General features: G+C 59.6%; 15 protein-coding genes and 1 pseudogene. 12 read left to right on the forward strand and 4 right to left on the reverse strand.

Features of this window, described 5'->3' with window-relative positions; translation table 11 throughout:
• Positions 1-277: 277 nt before the first annotated feature.
• From EKN07_RS02840 to EKN07_RS02850, 3 genes are all read left to right on the forward strand, one after another.
• A complete protein-coding gene (locus tag EKN07_RS02840) occupies positions 278-958 on the forward strand; it encodes a hypothetical protein (RefSeq protein ID WP_108715142.1) in 681 nt (226 codons plus the stop codon).
• Between the two features lie 172 nt (positions 959-1,130).
• Positions 1,131-1,769, forward strand: coding sequence for a hypothetical protein (locus tag EKN07_RS02845; protein ID WP_108715141.1), 639 nt, complete (start codon positions 1,131-1,133; stop codon positions 1,767-1,769).
• 514 nt (positions 1,770-2,283) lie between these two features.
• Positions 2,284-4,152: a long-chain fatty acid--CoA ligase gene (locus tag EKN07_RS02850; protein ID WP_108715140.1), complete on the forward strand. Its 1,869-nt coding sequence runs from the start codon at positions 2,284-2,286 to the stop codon at positions 4,150-4,152.
• Here the strand turns inward: EKN07_RS02850 and EKN07_RS02855 are convergent.
• Positions 4,149-5,603, reverse strand: coding sequence for an amino acid permease (locus EKN07_RS02855; RefSeq protein ID WP_108715139.1), 1,455 nt, complete (start codon positions 5,601-5,603; stop codon positions 4,149-4,151). The two genes, EKN07_RS02850 and EKN07_RS02855, sit on opposite strands and share 4 nt — an antisense overlap.
• Positions 5,604-6,631: 1,028 nt before the next feature.
• On the opposite strand from EKN07_RS02855, the gene EKN07_RS02860 reads away from it, so the two are divergent.
• The 3 genes from EKN07_RS02860 (at position 6,632) to EKN07_RS02870 (ending at position 11,041) form a co-directional block, all read left to right on the forward strand.
• A complete protein-coding gene (locus EKN07_RS02860; RefSeq protein WP_108715138.1) occupies positions 6,632-8,095 on the forward strand; it encodes a dicarboxylate/amino acid:cation symporter in 1,464 nt (487 codons plus the stop codon).
• Positions 8,096-8,364: 269 nt separating this feature from the next.
• Positions 8,365-10,836 carry a carbon starvation CstA family protein gene (locus EKN07_RS02865; protein WP_108715137.1) on the forward strand — a complete coding sequence of 824 codons (2,472 nt, stop codon included), beginning with the start codon at positions 8,365-8,367 and terminating at the stop codon, positions 10,834-10,836.
• A gap of 1 nt (position 10,837) precedes the next feature.
• A complete protein-coding gene (locus tag EKN07_RS02870) occupies positions 10,838-11,041 on the forward strand; it encodes a YbdD/YjiX family protein (protein ID WP_108715136.1) in 204 nt (67 codons plus the stop codon).
• 241 nt (positions 11,042-11,282) lie between these two features.
• Here EKN07_RS02870 and EKN07_RS02875 read toward each other — a convergent pair whose 3' ends face one another.
• From EKN07_RS02875 to EKN07_RS02885, 3 genes and pseudogenes are all read right to left on the reverse strand, one after another.
• A complete protein-coding gene (locus tag EKN07_RS02875) occupies positions 11,283-12,437 on the reverse strand; it encodes a patatin-like phospholipase family protein (protein WP_108715135.1) in 1,155 nt (384 codons plus the stop codon).
• 217 nt (positions 12,438-12,654) lie between these two features.
• A complete protein-coding gene (locus EKN07_RS02880) occupies positions 12,655-13,302 on the reverse strand; it encodes a hypothetical protein (protein ID WP_108715134.1) in 648 nt (215 codons plus the stop codon).
• Between the two features lie 65 nt (positions 13,303-13,367).
• A pseudogene (locus EKN07_RS02885) lies at positions 13,368-13,505 on the reverse strand (DUF1440 domain-containing protein); the annotation flags it as partial.
• 108 nt (positions 13,506-13,613) lie between these two features.
• Here EKN07_RS02885 and EKN07_RS02890 point away from each other — a divergent pair.
• The 6 genes from EKN07_RS02890 to EKN07_RS02915 all read left to right on the forward strand — a co-directional run bounded on the left by EKN07_RS02890 (position 13,614) and on the right by EKN07_RS02915 (position 21,363).
• Positions 13,614-14,519 carry a DUF6560 family protein gene (locus EKN07_RS02890; RefSeq protein ID WP_108715133.1) on the forward strand — a complete coding sequence of 302 codons (906 nt, stop codon included), beginning with the start codon at positions 13,614-13,616 and terminating at the stop codon, positions 14,517-14,519.
• Positions 14,520-15,194: 675 nt separating this feature from the next.
• Positions 15,195-16,055 carry an NAD(P)-dependent oxidoreductase gene (locus EKN07_RS02895; protein ID WP_108715131.1) on the forward strand — a complete coding sequence of 287 codons (861 nt, stop codon included), beginning with the start codon at positions 15,195-15,197 and terminating at the stop codon, positions 16,053-16,055.
• Between the two features lie 359 nt (positions 16,056-16,414).
• Positions 16,415-18,214 (forward strand): sodium-dependent transporter, encoded by a 1,800-nt coding sequence (locus EKN07_RS02900; protein WP_108715130.1) that lies wholly within the window; start codon positions 16,415-16,417, stop codon positions 18,212-18,214.
• A 1-nt stretch (position 18,215) separates the two neighbouring features.
• Complete coding sequence (locus EKN07_RS02905) at positions 18,216-18,377, forward strand: methionine/alanine import family NSS transporter small subunit (protein ID WP_108715129.1); 162 nt, start codon at positions 18,216-18,218, stop codon at positions 18,375-18,377.
• Between the two features lie 530 nt (positions 18,378-18,907).
• Positions 18,908-20,440 (forward strand): glucose-6-phosphate dehydrogenase, encoded by a 1,533-nt coding sequence (gene zwf, locus EKN07_RS02910; protein WP_126145588.1) that lies wholly within the window; start codon positions 18,908-18,910, stop codon positions 20,438-20,440.
• Positions 20,437-21,363, forward strand: coding sequence for a glucose-6-phosphate dehydrogenase assembly protein OpcA (locus EKN07_RS02915; protein ID WP_108715127.1), 927 nt, complete (start codon positions 20,437-20,439; stop codon positions 21,361-21,363). The genes zwf and EKN07_RS02915 overlap by 4 nt, the downstream gene beginning before the upstream one ends.
• Positions 21,364-21,570 lie beyond the last annotated feature (207 nt).

Consider the following 21,570-nt stretch of genomic DNA (forward strand, 5'->3'; position numbering starts at 1 on the left):
CTTCCCGTTGACCAGCTACTTACTGGACACCTCCGGCTTACGACGTGTGGCAAGCGCTGCCGCTCAGGTCATCTCCACGGCGGTGCCTGGAAGCCAATAGTGTTGCCGTCACGCATGGCAGCGTCACGCGCGAACGATACACCACCGCCCGCACGGCAACATCACGCACAAACAGAGGCTCTCTGCACGACCGTTTCAACCGCGGTGCCTTTAGCGCCGTACCCGTGCTAGTCTCAGCACACATCCCGTGTACATGTCACCTCCGAAAGTAGGTCCTATGAAGTCTCGTCGCGTCACGCTTCTCACTGCTATGGCTGCGCTTGCCCTGACGATCTCGGCTTGCTCGAGTTCTGACCCGGCTAGTGATTCCTCCGCGTCAAACTCGACGACGCCGACGGCAACATCCTCCGCGACCTCGCCCGATCCGACCGCCCAGAACTCAGGCGCACCACAGGACTCTGCTTCACCAAACTCCAGCTCCGCGCCGAGCGGCTCTGCGACAACGGGTACCGGTGAGTCTGCTCCCATCACCTCGATTATCGATTTCACCGCTCCGAACGGCTATGAGGACTACCACTCCGACGAAAATGCTCTCAGTTTTTCGAAGGGCGCGGACCAAGCAGCTCTGATCACTGCCGATACACTCACCCTCGGAACTACTCCAGAGGAGATCGCCCGCACCTTCATGCCCTACATCACCGACAACGACTCCTTGATCGCGGAACTCGGAACAAGTGAAATGGCAGGAGAAGAAGGGGTCACTTTCACCGCTTGTGGCTTCGTCATGCGTGGCAATGGAACGCCGAACGCAGACCACATATGCGCGCGCGGCATCGTCGTCGGGCATAATGGCCAGAACACCATTGCCGTTGTTCTCACTCACAGTGACTCAGGCAACGCTCCGGAAGTGACACCGTCAATGCTCGCGGAGATCACCGACAACATTAGGTGGAAGTAAAACACCGTCTCGCCCCAGAACCGATCAGCGATGTTTCTCTACAAGGCCTTGTTCAGCTGTACAACACTGCTTCCCCGCAGGTCTGATCGGCGCCAGCGGCAGTAGCAGCACGACGACGGCTAGCAACACCGGCGCTGGCACTGCGGGGGCCAGATGGGCTATAAAGACGAGTATGAAGGCTGCCCGTCCGAAGTTCGCATACCCGTTGGGGCTGCTTGGTGCCGCCGCTCTGGTCGTATCCGCCACCTCCTGCGCCAGCCAACCGGGCACGTCTTCCACGGCAACGCACCTGTCGCCCGCTGCCACGGTGATGCCACCCGACGCAACGACATCACCGCAAGCAACGACGCTGGACCCGACCTCTGCCCAAGCCTCAGCGGCCGCATCGGACGTGCCGCTCGACACACTGCTGACTATCAACACCCCGGAAGGCTACGAGGACGCCGGCTCGGACGAGGCTACACGGGCATATATGAAAGGCGGAAGTCTGGCAGCTACCGTCACTACCGACGTCGACCTTCTCGGATCGACTCCCGAGGAAATTGCCCGGAGCTACATTGCGAGTTTTTCGCGTGATGCCAGCTCGCTTATCGAATTGGGAAGCGGCGACCTGCAGGGGGTTCCCGGAACGACGTTTAGCTTCTGCTCGGTGGAAGAGAACAGCAGCAATATGTGTATTCGCGGGATCATGGTCACCCGCAACGATGTCAACGTCCTTGCCGCCATGCTTTCCTACAGCGATTCCGGCGCTCCGCCCGAAATCACCGACGCGGAACTGGCCGAGTTTTACAACACAATCAACTGGATCTAGTGTGAACACGCTCTGCTCGAGGGAGCACGGGAGTGGACGTTCAGGCCAGCCGCAAAAGCCGAAATGCAGACTCTGCTGGGGTTGAGCGTCGGCACCCAGGCTACGATCACACACAGCACCCAAAACAAAGGTGCCCCTTGAATTGGGCGGGAAGGGACCGCAGTTCGTGCACGCTGCTTGAGAGGAAGACACCGCTAGGGGCGTGAACACCCACTCCGCCAAACATACGGTGCGCCTTCCCCCGGTTAGGCATGCGCGCATTCCGCACGCCGGAACCAGAAGCGACAAGGCGAAACGATCTTCCACGTGCGCCCCTTATGACGACTTCGCCCAATCCACCGGAGATAGGGTGAAACGGCGGCCCTCCGCGCAGTCCCTTCGCGCTCCATCCGCCGCACACCACGCACGTCCACGATTTGCGGTGTCACTCGGCCCCTTCGCGCTCCAGCGGCCACGCACCGCACTCACCCGGCAAGTTCGCCTTATGAACTCTGAACGAGCGTATTGTTAGAGCATGGATTATGGCACGCACGATCTCGCAGCTGATATCCAAGATGCTTTCGACAACTCCTGGCCCAATATCGGAGCGGCGCTAGATGACAAAGCGAGCACCAACCCCGACCAGACCGGCTGGATGTATCCGGATGCGAAGGGCATATGGCGCGAGATGAGCTGGAGTGCATTCCGTGACTGGACCCATGTTCTTGGTGCAGGTCTGCTGGCTCTCGGTTATAGGACGGGCGATGTCGTCGGAATCTGTGCCGGGACTTCAATACGCTGGATCGCTGCAGATATGGCGCTGTCTGTTATCGGCGCGACAACGAACTCGCTCTATCCCAACACTCGCGCCGACGATATCAATTTCATTCTGCGTGATTCCGGCGCCGCCGCTATTTTCGTGCAGAACGAGCAGATCCTTGAGAAAGTCACCATGCATCAGGCTCTGAACGAGCAGATCAGCCGCATTATCGTGATGGAAGGTGAGAACCGCTCAGCGGATCCACGCGTCCTGACCTGGGAGGAACTTGAGGCTCACGGACGGCGCCATTTGAAGGAATCTCCCGTATGCGTACGTAACGCCATGGACACGACCTCACATGACACCCTTGCAACCATCATCTACACCTCGGGTACCACCGGGCGACCCAAGGGCGTGGAGATCACACAGGGGACATGGATTTATGAAGCCATCGGTTGGGGTGCTAACAACACCATCCAAGACCGCGATATTCACTTCATTTGGCTGCCCCTATCACACGGTTTCGGCAAGTGTATGATCCTCATTTCGCTGTATACCGGCACAATCAATGCCCTGGACGGACGTATCGACCAGATCGTGCCCAACATGGCGAAAGTCCATCCCACACTTATGTGCGGGGTCCCGCGCATCTTCGAAAAGGTACGTTCCGGAGTTCTGAACGCAGCACCGCCGGACTCTAGCAAAGGCAAGATTGTGAAGTGGGCGATGCGGGTAGGCGAACAGTCCTTCCCCTACCGCTCCCAACACTTGAAAATGCCTGCCCGGCTCGCGGCCCAATACCGCCTGGCTGATCGCCTCGTGTTCTCCACCATCCGCCGACAGCTTGGCGGAAAGCTGCAGTACGTCATCTCCGGCTCCGCCAAGCTCAACCCGGAGTTACAACGGTGGTTCTTCAACCTGGGCATTCCGCTTCTGGAGGGATACGGGGTAACGGAGACTGCCGCAGTCACCTTCTACAACCGCCCGCAGGATCTCACCTTCGGCTCGGTGGGAAGGATTATTCCCGGATCGGCTGTACGCGTGGACGAAGGCACCGGTGAAATCCTCATTAAGGGTCCGTGCGTGATGCGCGGCTATCACAACGACCCCGAGTTAACCGCGCAGGTCATCAGGGACGGCTGGTTCCACACCGGGGACATTGGGCGAGTCGACAACGATGGCTTCCTCTACATCACCGACCGGATCAAGGACGTCATCAAAACCTCCAACGGAAAGTTTGTTTCGCCTTCCGAAGTCGAGGCGATGCTGACCGGTAATTCGGAGGCGATCTCACAGGCCGTGGTAGTCGGTGAAGGCCACAAGTACTGCGTCGCCCTTGTCTCATTGGATCCGCAGTGGATCTCCGAGTGGTGCTCTGCCCATGAGCGCGCCGGAATGCCGTACTCCGAGGCGGTGCGGCTGCAGGAAGTACGCCGCCAGCTACAGCGAGACATTGACCGGGCAAACTCGAAGCTGGGCAGTTGGGAAACAGTCAAGCGTTTTGAGATTCTTGACGCTGAGATGACCGTCGACGACGGCACCGCAACCCCGACATTGAAGGTACGCCGCTCCCATGCCATCGAGCATTACCAGAGTCTGATCGACAAGATGTACGCCGATGAGCAGGACGTACGCCTCTCCTAGTGCGAGACGACGGCGTCAGCAGCGGCGTCGTCGGCAGAAACCCTGCCACGAACTCGGAGCCAGGCGATCCCCAGAACGACGAACCATATGGGAGTCACCGCCATGGCGACAAGCGTGTCGTGGTCGAACCCCAGTGCAACGAGGGCGAGCACGAAGAAGGTGAGCACCACCCACGGCATGACCCGTGCGCCTGGCATTTTGTATACGGAGTCTTCATGCGCCTGCGGATACCGCCGCAGATATACGAGATAACAGGCCAGGATAATCGACCACACGACGATGAATAGCACCGAGGAGATCGTCGTCACAATGGTGAACGCACGCATAATTCCACTACTTGCCGTTAATGCCAGTGACGCACAGATCAAGGCGACCGTCGTAATCAGGCCGATCCACGGCACACCATGCCGGGTGAGTCTGCCGAATGCTTGCGGTGCCATCTTCTTATGCGCCAGCCCGTACAACATGCGCGAGGTGGAATAGATGCCGGAATTGCACGACGACGACGCACTGGAGAGCACCACGAAGTTCATGAGCGAGGCAGCCGCGGCGAGGCCCATCAGCGTGAATAGGTTGACAAATGGCGACTTGTTCGGATTGACCTCGTCCCATGGGATAACGCACATGATGGCGGCCAGCGCCACCACGTAAAAGAGCAGAACACGCACCGGGATGGAGTTGATTGCCCGCGGCAACGTGACCGTCGGGTCCTTCGTCTCAGCTGCCGTGGTACCCACGAGCTCAATGCCGACAAAAGCGAAGATGGCCAACTGGAAACCACCCAGGAAGCCCCAGAACCCGGTTGGGAACAGACCGCCATGACTCCAAATATGCGTCACGGAGGCCTTGGTGCCATCGGGCGAGGTGAAGCCTGTGATAACCATGCCCGCTGCCACAACGACCAACGCTCCGATAGCAACCAACTTGATAATGGAAAGCCAGAACTCCATCTCGCCGAAAAGCTTGACCGTGAGCATATTGATCCCCAACAGCACCAGCATGAGTGTCACAGCGAGGATCATCGAGATCGTCTGGTTCTTCACCCAATGATTCCAGTACCCCGTAATCGCGATGATGTCGGCCATGCCGATCACCGTCCACGTCGCCCAGTAGGTCCACCCCACCACGAAACCCGCCCACGGTCCGAGCAGGTCGGCCGCAAAATCCTGGAACGACTTGTATTCCAACTTGAATAGCAGCAGTTCCCCCATCGCTCGCATTACGAAGTAGAGCATGAAGCCAATGATGGTGTAGACCAACAGAATCGACGGACCCGCCGTGTGAATCGACTTGCCGGAACCCATGAACAAACCGGTGCCAATCGCACCGCCGATGGCAATGAGTTGAATATGCCGATTGGAAAGGCTGCGCCGCAAATGCTCGCTGTTCTGCGCGGCCTCCGCCTTCTCGACCACGTTGAGGTCCGCGTTGTTAATGTCACGCTGGCTCATAGGTGCCTTTCTTCTCGTGCCACCGGTCCAAGCTTGACGTATTTCCTCATGTACCTCGCCTGTTTTCAAGCAGAGACTCCAGCGGTTTGTACGGTCATGACCGGATGCATATACTCGGCTACTCTACGCCGCTCAGGCGCCTCAACAGTACTGCCGCCCAATATGTGCTCACGCATGAGGCGCATCTATCCGCGGCGCGGATCAGTGCGCTGCACGTGCACTCCCCTTAAGAAAATTCGCACGCCGGTCCGGGGCTCAAGTCTCACTGAGGCACCTCTTCGTTGTTCCCGCACGACATTCACACAACAGCGAGAGCTCTTCGTACTCCGCTCAACCCGCCACAACGCCACAACACCCCGGAACGTGAGATAGAACGCGCTTACTTGTATTCCCTCGGGTGGAGCGTCTAGATTAGACGCGCATCCGCCGGGTGCACACGCACGGGCACTAATGCTCAAAGACCCCGTGCCAGTTGATCCTATAGACCGGGAGAACTCGTGATCGCTTTCCGCCGTAACATGTTGGCCACAGCGCACCGCTCGCAGGCCATCTGTTGTTGTATGCGGAAGGCGTCGGCTTTCGCATAGGCGGATGGAATAGCCGCTGGATCTGCAACGAACCGCACTCCACATGAGTGCGCGGTCTGTGAGGCAGAACCCGGTCACCGGCAAATCTCAGTTCCATTTCACTCAATAGCCGAAGTCGTTTGCCTGCCCAACGAAGGGAGAGGCTGCGGTCTGCTCCCAGAAAATCGAATTGGTGCACAGCGATCAACTCTCGCGCCCTGCCACAAACGTCTCAATTCCAACCGGCACTGTGCCCCTCTGACCGGCACAGTGCCCCAAGATGAGCACTCCCAGGCGGATATCCCGTTAAACGCAACGAGCCGCCACAAGTGGGTGCTACAGGTACGGCCGCCACAGGTGAACCACACAAGTAAGGCCGCCACGAGTGGGGACACATGCGGTTATGAAACGCCAAGGGCATACGGATGCGGATACACACCAACAACCCCAAAGGAAGGGACTATGTCCACCTCGTCACAGTCAGCTCAACCGGCAAGCCCGGTTGCAGAAGCCGACGCTAAAGCGCGCACATGGCGCCGTTTCATTCCGTCATTCTCCACACAGATCCTCATCTCGTTGGTACTGGCCGTTCTACTCGGCTGGGCGGCATTGGAGATCGGGCCTACCAGTTCCGGCACCGACAACTGGCTTCTTGTCACGCTCAGTACCATCGGTTCCTCATTCGTTACCCTGCTGCGCGCGGTGGTTCCGCCGTTGATCTTCACCGCCATCGTCGCCTCTATCGCCAACCTGCGCGGCGTGGCGAACGGAGCGAAACTCGCGGCCAAAACAATCCTCTGGTTCGCCATCACCGCACTTATTGCTGTAATGATCGGCATTATCCTCGGACTCGTACTCAAGCCCGGTACTCATACCAGTGTCAGTATCTCCTCCGCCGCGAACCCGGCACGCACCGGAAGCTGGCTCGATTTCCTGGACGGCATCATTCCAAGCAACTTCCTTGGAATCTCTGCCAGCTCAAGCATCGAGACCGACGCTTCAGGTGCCATCTCCGGGATCGCCTCAAGCATTAGCTTCAATGCCCTGCAGCTCATCGTCATCTCCATAGCTATCGGAGTCGCCGCGCTCAAGGTGGGAAAGAAGGCAGAGCCCTTCCTCAGCTTCAACGAGTCGCTACTGCGGATCGTGCAGACGGTGTTGTGGTGGATTATCCGGCTCGCACCACTGGGCACCATCGGACTGCTCGGTAACGCCGTAGCGAGCTACGGCTGGGGATCCCTGGCCAGCCTTGGCACCTTCGCGATTGCGGTGTACCTCGGACTGGCCCTGGTACTGTTCGTTGTCTATCCGGCGCTCTTGCGTCTGCACGGCCTGAATGTCGCCAGCTACTTCCGCGGAGCCTGGCCGGCCATCCAGCTCGGTTTCGTTTCCCGTTCCTCCATTGGCACCATGCCCGTCACCGAGCGAGTCACCCATCGCAATCTGGGCGTTCCCCGCGCCTACGCCTCCTTCGCGGTTCCGCTTGGTTCGACGACGAAGATGGACGGCTGCGCGTCGATTTACCCGGCTATCGCTGCGATTTTCGTCGCGCAGTTCTTCGGAGTGCAACTCTCGATCACCGACTACCTGCTAATCGCCTTCGTTTCCGTGGTGGGTTCAGCCGCCACCGCGGGTGTCACCGGAGCGACAGTCATGCTGACACTAACGCTGTCTACCCTCGGACTACCCCTGGAGGGCGTGGGCCTGTTGCTGGCGATCGACCCGATCCTCGACATGGGCCGCACCGCGGTGAACGTGGCCGGTCAGGCCTTGGTTCCGGTTATCGTCGCGAAGCGCGAACACATCCTCGACGAGGAGAAGTACCGCTCCGCAACCGCCGAGGACCTGTTTGCGGACGACGCTTCGGAGGAAACCACGGACGGCGTCGACTCGACCACTCCCGTCGACGCCGTTCAAACACACTGAGACAACTCCCCGCACGGTGGCCGCGACCAAGCGTTCCTCACTCCGGCCACCGCGCGGGCCACCGCGCGCTCCTGTGCAGCCGCCTCACTGAGTTCCGTCGACCTTGCCGCAACGCCCCGCAAACAGCTCACTGAAAGGCCCAGTAGCCCTGTCCGAGCACCAAGGTCCCCGCTCTTAATCACGGATTTCCTTATACTTAAACCCAGCTGTACACAACACAGAAGGGGTACAGCGGGTTCATATCGACTAACCGAATAGGTGAGCGAGCAATGTCTGAATCAACCGCACAGGAGCTTCCTTCCTACGCAGAAGAGGAAGAAAAGCTCATTATCAGGAACAAAGAGGGCGTGCCCGTTGGCGTACGCCCCCACAACAAATGGACCGTCAAGAAGATTATTCTCTGGGTCGCAATCACTGCGCTGGGAGTACTCGGCTGGACCATGCTGGCCATCGTGCGCGGCGAGAGCGTGAACACCGTCTGGTTCGTTATCACCGCCATCTGCACCTACGCCATCGCCTACCGTTTCTATGCGTTGTACGTGCAGCGCCGAATCATGCGTCCCGACGATTCCAACGCCACTCCGGCCGAGCGCATCAATAACGGCAAGGACTTCGACCCCACCAACCGCGTCGTCCTATACGGCCACCACTTCGCGGCAATCGCGGGAGCCGGCCCGCTTGTAGGCCCGGTCCTGGCCGCCCAAATGGGCTACCTGCCCGGCACGCTGTGGATCATCTTCGGTGTCTGCGTCGCGGGAGCAGTGCAGGATATGCTCGTCCTGTTCTTCTCCATGCGCCGCGGTGGCCGGTCTCTCGGGCAGATGGCAACGGACGAAATCGGCAAGGTGGGCGGCGCCGTCGCTACCATCATCGTTTTTGTCATGCTTATGATCGTGCTGGCCGTACTAGCCATGGTCTGTGTTAACGCACTGGCAGCCTCCCCCTGGGGCGTATTCTCCGTCGGCTGCACCATCCCAATTGCCGTCGGCATGGGCCTGTGGCTACGTTACATCTCCCCCGGCAAGATCACCCAGGTTTCCATCGCCGGCTGCACGCTTCTGATTATCGTGATTATCGCCGGGCGTTGGGTTGCAGAATCCGACTTCGGCCAGAAGTACTTGCATCTGTCTCCGACCGCACTGGTCTGGGCCATGATCATTTACGGTTTCTTCGCCGCCGTCCTCCCCGTTTGGGTCCTCCTCACCCCACGCGACTACCTCTCGACCTTTATGAAGGTCGGGACCATTGTGATTCTGGCACTTGGCATCGTTATTGTGCGCCCGCTGGTGCAGATGCCTGCTGTGACCGAGTTTGCCTCGAATACGGATGGCCCGGTGTTTGCGGGCACCCTGTTCCCGTTCTTGTTCATAACCATCGCCTGCGGCGCTCTGTCAGGAATGCACGCCATGGTCTCCTCAGGAACCAGCCCGAAGATGATCCAGAAGGAGAGCCAGGCCCGCATGATCGGCTACGGCGGCATGCTTATGGAGTCCTTCGTCGCCATCATGGCCATGGCGGCTGCCGTTTCCCTCAACCAGGGAATCTACTTCAGCATGAACACCTCCGAGGCCACCGTGGATAAGCTTGCTGGCACGGCTATTACGCAAACAACCGATGACCGTGAGGAAATCACCGCCGCCGCCATGGAGAATCTGGGAGTCACAGATGTGCACGGCAATCAGATTGTTCCGCGCTGGGCAACCGATGTCGACGGCGAGGAAGTGGAGGTCACCGGGGCTGATGCGCTGAAGGCCGTGGCTGCCGACGTCGGCGAGCCCTCTATCGTCTCCCGTACCGGTGGCGCTCCCACCCTGGCCGTGGGTATGGCGAATATCTTGCACCAGGTGGGCGGCGGCCGCGGCATGATGGGCTTCTGGTACCACTTCGCCATTATGTTTGAGGCCCTCTTCATTCTCTCCGCGGTCGACGCCGTCACCCGTGTGGCCCGCTTCCAGCTATCGGACGCCCTCGGTAATCTCATGCCGAAGTTCCGCGATCCTTCCTGGCGAATCGGCGCCTGGGTATCCACCGCCGTGGTGGTTGCCGCATGGGGATCGCTGCTCCTGATGGGCGTAACCGATCCGCGCGGCGGCATCCAGACTCTGTACCCACTCTTTGGTATCGCGAACCAGCTGATTGCCGCAGTTGCCCTGCTCGTAGTCACCGTGATGGTTGTACGTAAGGGATACGCCAAGTGGGCATGGATACCACTGATCCCGCTGACTTTCGACACGGCGGTGACCTTCACCGCCTCCTGGCAGAAGATATTCTCCACCGACGCCAAGGTTGGATATTGGCAGCAGTGGCGCGATGCCCGAGAGTTGCTACCAACACTGGAGGATCCAGAAGCCATCAATATCCAACATGCAATTGTCCGCAACACTTTCATTCAAGGAACACTGTCAATCGTCTTCGTGGTAGCAGTGGCCTTTGTGATGGTCTGTGCGTGTCTGCGTGTGGTGAAAGCACTGCGCAGTGGTGATACGACGACGTCGGAGGACGCCTACCAGGAGTCGAATTTCTTCGCCCCCACCACGCTGTTCGCCTCGCCGCTGGATAAGAAGCTTGTCGCGGAATATGCCGTGGTAGGAGACCCGAATCTCATTCCTGGCCTGAAATCCGACGAGCGCCAACAGCCCGTCGGCACCACGGCTTCGTCGTCCGGCGCCCATGCCGCAGCGGGCTCTGCCCCTGGCGGTGCGCGCACCGGATCCGACACTACTCCTGCATCGGAAGGTTGATATGAGTATGCAGACCGGGCAGCTTCAGCGCGCGCTGCGGCATGGGCGCGCTCTGTGGCGCGACTTCACGGGCGAGTCGGCATATGATCGGTACGTGCAGCGCCACCGGCGTGAACATCCCGATCATGCCCCGATGACGGAACGCGAATTCTGGCGAGCACGTGCCCGCCAGGACGAGGAGAACATTCAAACCGGTTGCTGCTGAGCGACCAACGGTTGAGGTGACGTAAGACCGTTCGCAGGATCCCCTGCGGACGAATCGACCCCACGTGATGTGACTCTGGGCCTGCGTATTGATACGTGGGCCCAGAGTCTTTCCTTAGACACTGCAGGCAATGCAGCCTTACCGGAACTGCGTGGATTTAGAGACGTCGGCCAAGCAACTACACCAACGCGAACGCAGGCTCTACCGGAACTTCAATGCGTTTAGGTGCACCTGGTAATGCCTAAATTCCCGCCGCGTCAAAGGCCTCCCGAGCGAGCTGGCGACCGACCGGTATAATCTCTTGCGCACGGTGAAAGTCATAAGTACTTGCCGCACTACGCGGAACCGTGATCTGTACATTGACCGGAGTCACAGCCACGCGGAAGCGCTCAATCATTTCTTGCATGGCGGTCAGTGACATGTGCAGAACTTCACTGGTGGACGGCGCCACCAGTGCCTCTGCTACGGTTTCCGCCGTCGCTTCCGCACTCTCGCCTGCACGCGGGACCGTGAAACGTGACGAGAACTCACGAAGCACCTCCCGTGGTAACTGCCAGCGTCCGCTTTCGGCAATGCGTTCCAGCTCTTGCAGGTATCTGAAGCCGTTCGCCCGCCTCGCATCTACAACGCCTTCGGGGCCGGAGATTTCAGCGTTGAGATCTTCCGGGATCCGGCCTTCCACTTCATCAGTTCCCTCCACCTCGGAAAGTCGGTTACTCACCTCTTCGAGAGTCTGCCCACTGTGCTCGGCGTCGCCATGCTTATCCGCCATGTCGTAATGACCAGTTTCGACCTCGGCATCGGTACGCACATCCGCAGCATCGGCATTGGACATCGATGGCTCCGGTAGCCCCTGCCGCCCACCCAGTGATACGGCGACGGTGAGGTCAGAGGGCACCGCGAACGTCGGAGCCACGGGAACCGGGTTATACACCCCGCCATCCACGAGGATGTGGTCGTTCATAATAACCGGCGTGATGAATCCGGGCAGTGCCATCGAGGCGCGAATCGCGGAAGACAGTGGGCCGCGTTGGAACCACACCTCGCGACGCGCCGTAATGTCTGTGGCTACAGCGGTGAAGGGGATCGGAAGATCTTCAATACAAGCTTTCCCGCAGAACTCGTCAATCTTCTCTATGATCCGTGCCGCCTTCACCATGCCGGCGCCAGTGAGCGTCACGTCCATCTGCCGCAGCATCGAAAAGTAGGTCAAACTCTGCGCCCACTGCGAAAAACCGGGCAAGCCGCCCGCAGCTTCCAGCCCGCCAATGACGGCCCCCATGGAAGTCCCGGCAATTGTGACGATCTCATGTCCTCGGTCCTTCAACTCATCGATCACGCCGATATGCGCATAACCGCGAGCGCCGCCCGAACCAAGCACCAGTGCGATACGCATGATCCTCCTACCTCAACCCGTTCCTAACAAAGCCTACCGCCGCACCGAAAACTTGTTGCGATGATCGAGGACAGTAGTTGTTACACATGGCGATATAGGTCGCACGTTCCAGGGAATGCTATCTCCCTGTGCGGGCAGTCGCCTTTTCTGCGCCGCGCTGAGTATCCTTCCGCGTGCGACGCGTTACCGACCGATGCTGCGAGGACCGCACACCCGCCTACTTGGCCAGAATCCTTCCTCGTAGTCGTCCGATACCCCACACCGCGTAGGAGAGCGCAGCAAAGGCAACAACCATGATTGCGCACCACTTGAAGAAACCCGGCTCTAGCGGGTTCAGAAAGTGATACATGGGTTCGCCGTCGCGATGCGCATCCCAGGAATACGCCCACAAATATGGCACGAGCACCGCCATCCACGTCAGGGGTACCCAGATGCGCAGTTTCCCTTGATTTCGTCCGACGAACAGCCAATCGACGCTCATCATAAGCGGGCAGGCCACATGCGCAAGCTTGCCGGACAGGTCCGGATACTCTCCTCCCAGCAGGAAGAAGAAGATAATGCCGGTGAAGGCGGTCATACAGGTGGCAATTCCGCGCAACCAAGGAACATTGCCTTCGATTCTGCTGCGCGCAGTGCCATGCAGAAAAAGCGGGCGTAGAACGTATCCCGCACTGACAAGAAACACCATCAGTGTGGACAGCGTCGTGAAGTAGAGAGTCTGGTCGAGTATGCCCTCCGGTGTGAAGTCGTCGCTGTACATCAAATACAGCGCCACGCCAGAAGCAGCCATGATCAGTAGCCGCCAGAACCATATTGCCCAGAGTTGTTCACGCGTCGCGCTTGGTAACGTGGTCGATTTATTCATCTCTTCCTTCCATTCCATGCCTCTGCCGAGCAGGCCAGGCATACCCCGGCAGTGCCAGCACGTTTACGCTCCGGAGTGCGCGGCGGAAAGGGAACTTCCCAGCCAAACTTCACAATGGCGGAGAACACCCCGGCCATTAGGCCAATAAGGAAAGCGACGCGGAAATTCCGTCGGGCGGGTTCGGTGGTACGTAGTCGCGACATACTTTTTCCCCTCTACCAGGCGCACTACTGTTGTCTTGCCGAGTTTGCAGTCGGCACTGCAGACATCCCGTACTGTTGCGAATCTTTCATTCCCTGTATGGTGGGGGGATGGATAAGATCCTCTTCAGAATACTCATCATCCTACTCGTCGTCGGCATCACCTATATGGTCAGTATGCTCACGCGTCGCCGTCCGAACCGCTCAGCGAAGGATCCAAGCCGTATCCGGCAGCCCCGCCTGATAATTGTCATTGGGATCCTCTTCCTGCTGATAGGCCTCCTATTCGTAGCGGTGGCTCTCACCGCAGCGAATGACGGTGACGATGCCTGGATCGGCATGTTTATTGCGGGCCTGGCAATGATGCTGACCGGTTTGTTCTTTGCCATTCTGTACCGCAACTGGTGGATAAGCGTTGGCGACGACGCAATCGACTTCTCGACTGCATTCGGACGGCGCAAGCGCATCCGCTACGCGGATATCACCACCTACAGGGTTATCTCCCAGTACGGAAACCCACAACTCACCGTGGTGTCCAGCGATGGCACAACGCTATCGCTTAACAAACGAAGCTTCGATGTCTCGGCCCTGGAAATCCGGCATGAGTTCGCGCAGCAGTACGGGCACTGGCCCAATCCTGCAGAGCTGCAGAACTTTCTGGTTCATCGTGCGGGTCTGCAGGGGCACGTCTCGCCCGCTGGACCGCACGGAAGCTATCAGAACCCACACGTTCAGCCGCAAGTGCCTCCTACGCAGGGCTTCGGGGCCGCATCTGCCGGGCAGGCTCCACAGAGGTACACGGCACAACAACCCTATGTTGCACCTGCGCAGCAAGCGGAGTCGGCTAGCACCGTGCCGGGAGCGGCCAATGCGGCTTCCCTGCAGGGGAAGCCCGGTGCCGCGCAGAGCTTTCCAACGCAAGCGCAACCCGGTTCCAACGCATGGGGCCAGCCCGGCACACCCCAGCAGCGACAGAACTGGCAGCGGCCACAGTCGCCCTTCCACAAGGGGCGATAGCTTGCTGCCCAGCTAACATTTCGCCACCGGTATGCGGATTGCGGGCCCGGCGTCTCGCCTCAAGTAGATCCCCACTCGCACACCGGCGTATCGGTGGTGCCAGCGCCTCGTACCGATCACCTGGTCTACCTGCACCTATGACTCGGTACTATATGCGCGCTTATGACTCGACACGACGGCGCACCTATGAACTCGGTAGCAGCTGCACACCTACAACTCGGCACCACCACTCGTAGTCCGACCCTATTGGGCCATCACAGCAACAGCCGCTCCACACCGGCCAACGACCTTCCCTTTGCCGGGATAGATTTGGCCGCTCACGGGCACCATCTGTACCAGGATCACACTTCGTGCTGCCGGGCGTGCGCGAGTGAAATCCAGGGCGAAGGAGGCAATGTCGATATCGCCACCCGCTGCATCCGGCCTCGCCAACCTGACGTCTGCTTAGTCACATTCAGGCCATGTCGTGCACCTCTATATCACATCAACTACGCATATAGACGGCACCGCGCCCGTCAAAACCGAGTCGCAGACATCGCTGCTCACCCGCTAAATTGCCCCACACCCTGCGCACGCCACACCCGCCATGGAAACCCTTATTACATCTTTCACCACACTACTTTCCGCATCGTGAAATGCTTATCTCACTGCAAGATCATTGCCTAGGCTGCTAATATGCGAATCGCTTTTCTTGGCACAGGCCGAATGGGAACCGAACTGGCACTGCGTCTTCTCGCCGCCGGTCACGAACTACGGGTATGGAACCGGACCGCTGCCAAGGCAGAGCCGGTCGTGGACGCCGGCGCCACCTTCGCCAGTCCCGCCGATGCCGTCGTCAACGCTGACCTGGTGATGACCTGCCTCTTCGGTCCAGATACCGTTCGGGATGTCGTTCTCGGAACAGATCTGTTGCCCGCCGGTGTGACTTGGGCCGATATCACCACCATTTCCCCGGCGGATGCTGCAGCCGCGGCCAACTGGGCCGAGGATCGCCACATCAAGTACGTACATACTCCCGTCGTCGGTACGCTCGGACCGGCGCGAGCCGGAACGCTCGGCGTTTACGTGGGTGGTACCGACCCACAGGCACGCAAGCTCGTTACCAGCGCCGTCAGCGCGTACGCCGACCCGTCGCGTCTCAGGCCTCTGGAAACCGCCGCTGAAGCAGCCACAGCGAAGCTACTGGCAAATCTCGCTCTCGCTGTGACCGCGCAGGGAGTTGCCGAGGCGATACGTCTAGGTGCATCGCAGGGCTTCTCCCCCGACCGCGTGCTGGATCTGCTGGCCGGAACATCACTGAGCTGGATGGCAAGATTCAAACGTGACTTCGCCCTGGAGCGCGATACGGCCGATGCGCAGTTCAGCGCCAATGCCATAGCTAAGGACGCCCGACTAATGCTTCACTCGGCCAACGAACCACTACCCGCCACAACGGCTGCGCTCGAATCGCTGGTACGCGCGCAGCGTGCGGGACTCGGAGAACACGATTTCTCCGTCATCCTGCGTGAGGAATCCGACCGCGCCCGCGAGCATTGATTCGCGAACCTCACGCGTGGAACATCTGGCATCGCGCCCCTGGCATCCGGGCAGTTGCGATCCCGGGGCCGCAGGTTTGCCAATCTCGGGTAGCACCGTAGAAGCGCAATGCAGCTCACAGCAACACGGCTACAAAACGCGTAATATGGCGCGAGACCAAATGTGCCCTCCGAACTACAGGCAGGATGGCACGGAGCGCGCACCCGGTAATCCCGCGGGTCACGCTCGAAGCGTAGGGGCAGAATACCGCTACACACCACCGTCGGCTCAACACCCGGCTACGGTTGCCACAGTGGCTTCGCCCGCATCCACGCCCGTATGCGCGTGCCCCAAGCACGCCGCGTTACCGAAAAGAGCTCATGTCTACACGCACTTCACGGTCCGCCGCGGCGGATGTCGGCCGCGAACAATGGAGCAGTCAGCTCGGCTTCCTCATGGCTGCCATCGGCTCTGCGGTCGGCCTCGGAAATATATGGCGTTTTCCGGGCGTCGCCTACACGAATGGTGGCGGCGCCTTCATCATTCCCTACATTGTGGCTCTACTCTTCGTAGGCATTCCCATCCTCTTCCTGGATTATTCCTTGGGGCACCGCTACCGCGGCTCCGCGCCCACAGTTTTCCGGCGGCTGGCGCGCCGCTTCGAGTGGTTGGGATGGTGGCAGGTCTTCATCTGCTTCATCATTATGAGCTATTACGCAGTTATCGTCGCGTGGGCGCTACGTTACACACTGTTCGCCATCAACGAGGCTTGGGGGAACGACGCCGAAGGATTCTTCACCCGCTTTATCAGCGTTGGCGAGCTGACGGAGTCGGGAACCCCTGTGTTCTCCGCCACTCCGGTTGCCGGGGTTGCGATTCCGCTGGCAATCGTCTGGATCTTCGGCATCGTCGTTATCGGACTGGGCGTGACCCGCGGCGTGGAACGCGCCAACCGTTTCTTCATGCCCATCCTGGTCGTCATGTTCGTCGCTCTGGTGATCCGAGCCCTCTTCCTGCCGGGTGCCATGGACGGACTCAATGCCCTATTCACCCCGCGCTGGTCCTCGCTGACGGATTACCGAGTGTGGATGGCCGCCTTCGGGCAGATATTCTTCTCCTTGTCAGTCGGCTTCGGCATCATGCTGACCTACGCCAGCTACCTGCGCAAACGCTCCAACCTGGTAGGTACTGGTTTGGTTGCTGCCTTCGCCAATTCCTCCTTCGAGATTCTGGCCGGCATCGGCGTGTTCGCAACCCTCGGCTTCATGATGCAGGCACAGGGCACCAACCTGGCCGACGCCGGCATTAGCGGCATCTCTCTATCCTTCATCACTTTCCCAACCGTGATCTCGCAGATGCCAGGCGGAGCCGTCTTCGGCGTGCTCTTCTTCGCCTCCTTCTCAATGGCGGGCATGACCTCCTTTATCTCAATTATCCAGGTCGTTTCTCCCGCCATCGCGGAGAAATTCAATCTGACCACACCGGTGGCAACGGTTGTCGTGAGCCTTCCGGCGGCCGCGCTGTCGTTTCTCCTCTTTGGCACCGCATCGGGAGAATACAATCTCGATATCGTTGACGCCTTCATCAACAACATTGGCGTGGTTGGCTCGGCCATCATCATGTGTGTTGGCGTCGGCGTCGTGTTGCGGCGCACCCGTACCCTGCAACGGCATCTCGATCACGTCTCGGAGACGAATCTGATTGGCGCTTGGTGGAGGGTTCTGGTCTCCGTCGTCGTACCGATATTGCTCGGATACATGTTTGTTCAGACTGCCTGGTCCTATGTGCATGACGGTTACGCTTATTCGCCCAGTTTCGAGCTTGTACTTGGCTGGGGCACGCTTTTCGTGGGCGCAGTGTTGGTGGCGGTGTTAACACTACTTCCCTGGCGCACACCCGTCGACGACTTCGTGCCTTTAGAGCTCAGCGATAGGAAGAGGACCCGGCGCGCAGGCTCGGGCGAAGAGGCACGCATCGCCACGCAGACCTCATCCGGCACCGCTACTCGTACCGGATCTCACGACGACGCCGCACCAGGAGAGCTTGCAACCGCGGCTACCGCTCCGGCAGTACGAACTGATCCGGCAACACATGTTCCCGACGTCGCACCATCCTTTGACTCCAACACCGCGCAAGCACTATCCGACACCTCAAACACGCACGACCCGGAGGTGAAATGACATGGCTCCCGAAGCAATCGTCTGCATGCTGGTATCAATTCTCATCATCTGGGGTGGGCTAATCGGTTCGGTGACGGCGCTCGTTCAGCGAGGGCACCGCGAGGCACGGGAGGCACAAACTGCCGCCACCGAGGAAGTACTGCGCGAACTTCTCGACGACTGACACCTGCATCCACCCTGCCGGGCCACACAACCAGACCTAGAGCACGCCACCGGGACCAGGGAACGCGGCCCACCATCGGGACAACCGGTGCACGTTATCGGGGCGACCCGATACGCGGTAGGTGCTGGACCGCGTGGCCCACCATCGGGACAACCGGTGCACGTTATCGGGGCGGGAACATACGACGGAAACTGGAGAACGCGGCACGCCGTGAATTAGGCCCTGCTACTTCCGCACCGCCCCCGGTTGACTGCACTAGCCGCCTCGGCAGCATCCGCATTCATTGGCGTCCACGTATTGTCATCGCCGCTGGCGCGTGCTTCACGCAACCGCGCAAACCCTTTGATTATCGGCAGGTGCCGCCACGACTAGACCGGTCGTGGGTGATGTCTATACTCATACGTGACCAAATGCGTATGTGCCCGTCATAAAACACGTGGCGGCCATAACCATGTGTTTACCGGGCGCGTCGATACGGTTTAGCACCTGGCGTGTAAACCAACGGAATGTAGACCCACGGAAGGAACTTGGTGGAATCAGAATCTCCCACCCCTGACTTACACGACCCACGCGACAGGCGGCTTCCTCATATGGCCCCACCGTGTGGACTCGTTCTTTTCGGCATCACAGGCGACCTAGCACGTAAGAAACTCCTCCCTGCCATCTACGACCTCACGAACCGCGGGCTTCTCAGCCCTGCCTTTGCCCTGACCGGCTTTGCACGGCGCGACTGGGACCGAGAGGATTTCGAGGAGTTCGTCCGCAGCTCGATTGAGAACTACTCACGTACCGACTTCAACGAGCGCACCTGGCAGCAGTTGGCATCCGGCCTGCGCTTCGTCTCCGGTTCCTTTGACGATCCAGACGCCTACAAACGCCTGGCCGAGACGGTTGCCGAACTTGATCAGTCCCGCGGTACAGGTGGCAACCATGCCTTTTATCTGTCCATCCCGCCGCGATGGTTCCCCGTGGTCTGCCAGAATCTCGCTGATAACGGGCTCAACCAGCGCGAGGGAAATGCGTGGCGCCGTGTCATCATCGAAAAGCCCTTCGGCCAGGATCTTGCCTCGGCCCGCGAACTCTCCGACGTCGTCGGAAAAGCCTTCGACGAATCAGATGTATTCCGTATCGATCACTATCTCGGCAAAGAAACCGTCCAGAATATCCTCGCGATCCGCTTCGCTAACACCATGTTCGAACCCCTCTGGAAGGCCAACTATGTTGACCACGTCCAGATCACCATGGCGGAAGAGATCGGCATTGGCACCCGCGCCGGATATTACGACGGCATCGGAGCGGCGCGCGACGTCATCCAGAATCATCTTTTGCAGCTCCTGGCACTGACTGCCATGGAAGAGCCGGTGCGATTTACCCCCGAATCGCTTCGAGCGGAGAAAGAGAAGATCCTCTCCGCACTTCGCCTGCCCGAAGATCTGGCCTCCACCACCGCCCATGGTCAGTATGCCGCCGGCTGGCAGGGAGGCGCCGAGGTAAAAGGTTTTCTGGACGAGGATGGTATCCCCGCCGAGTCGCATACGGAGACCTATGCGGCACTGAAACTATTCGTTGACACGCGACGCTGGGCGGGCGTCCCCTTCTACCTGCGAACCGGGAAAAGGCTCGGCAAGCGTGTTACGGAGATCGCCGTCGTTTTCAAACGCGCGGCCCATGTGCCTTCTGAGAACTCCGACGTTGCCGAGTCCGGGCAGAACGTTCTGGTGATCCGCGTCCAACCAGACGAGGGCATGACGATTAAGTTTGGTGCAAAGGTTCCCGGCACAGAAATGCAAGTGCGGGATGTCACCATGGACTTCAACTACGGGCACGCCTTCACTGAGGATTCCCCGGAGGCATACGAGCGGCTGATTCTTGATGCCCTCGTGGGTTCTGCGCCGCTTTTCCCGCATCAGCGGGAGGTGGAGCTTTCTTGGCAGATTCTGGACCCGGTGCTGCGGTATTGGGCCGAGCGCAGTGCTCCCGAGCCGTATAAGCCAGGCTCCTGGGGGCCCGATTCGGCGCATGACATGCTGGCCCGCGATGGACGTACGTGGAGGATACCGTGATTATCACTTTGAAAAACACGACGACGTCGGAGGTAGCCCAACGTATCGTCGAGATGCGTTCCGACCGCGGCTCCGCCGCCCTTGGCAGGGTTTTGACCCTGATCATCGTGGTGCCGGATTTAATCGATGTTGATCGTGCCATTGAGATTTCCGACGCCGTCTCACGGGAGCACCCGTGCCGCGTGATCGTCGTCGTCGATACCGAGCAGCGTGACACCCCGGCACGTCTTAACGCGCAGGTACGTATTGGAGAGTCTGCCGGACCGTCTGATGTCGTGGTACTCGAACCGCGCGGAGAGGCAGCCAGCGACCTGGACTCTTTAGTCATGCCACTGCTCCTATCGGATACTCCGGTGGTAACCTACTGGCCGGATACCCCGCCGGATAACCCGGGCGAGCACCCGTTGGGGAAGATCGCCACTCGGCGTATTACCGACTCGCGCACCACGGATGATGCCGTCCAGGCGCTGCTCCACCTTGCCGAGGTGTACACGGCGGGAGACACCGATTTGAGCTGGGCGGGTGTAACGCTATGGCGTGCATTGCTAGCTGCCGTCGTCGAGCAACTCGATCACATGCCGGTACGAGTCGTTGTGCGGGGGCACGCCACCCATCCTTCTTCCTTCCTGATGGCTGCGTGGCTGGGCAGACAACTCGGAGTGGAGACAGTCCGGGAGACCCACACTGAGGCGGAAACCATCACCGCAGTGAGTTTTGAGTTCGACGACGGAACCCGGGTCACTCTGAGCCGCCGGGCTGATTCTGCCGTTGCACAACTCGACCGGCCCGGCTTGGAGACCGCAGATGTCAACCTACCGACACGCTCCGTGCAGGACTGCCTGATGGAAGAACTACGGCGGCTCGACCCGGACGACTACTACGAACAGGTCATCACCGAGGATCTACCGCAACTGGTGATCTGACTTGCCGTACTGCTTGGTTTAGGGCGAGTGCGGGATGCCTTGACTCGGACGAGAAAGAGCACGACTGAAGTTCCAGCGGGCGACGCCGTCGTGGTGCGATACCTATGCAGGCGGGTGGGGTTCATTGGCGAAGGTCACAGCTATAGGCGCCGTCGGTTCTACCCAGTGCACGCGGGCGGGACGCGTACTGCTCTACGGACACCCGAA

This window comes from Actinobaculum sp. 352, assembly GCF_003957265.1.
In the GTDB taxonomy this organism is placed as follows: domain Bacteria; phylum Actinomycetota; class Actinomycetes; order Actinomycetales; family Actinomycetaceae; genus Asp313.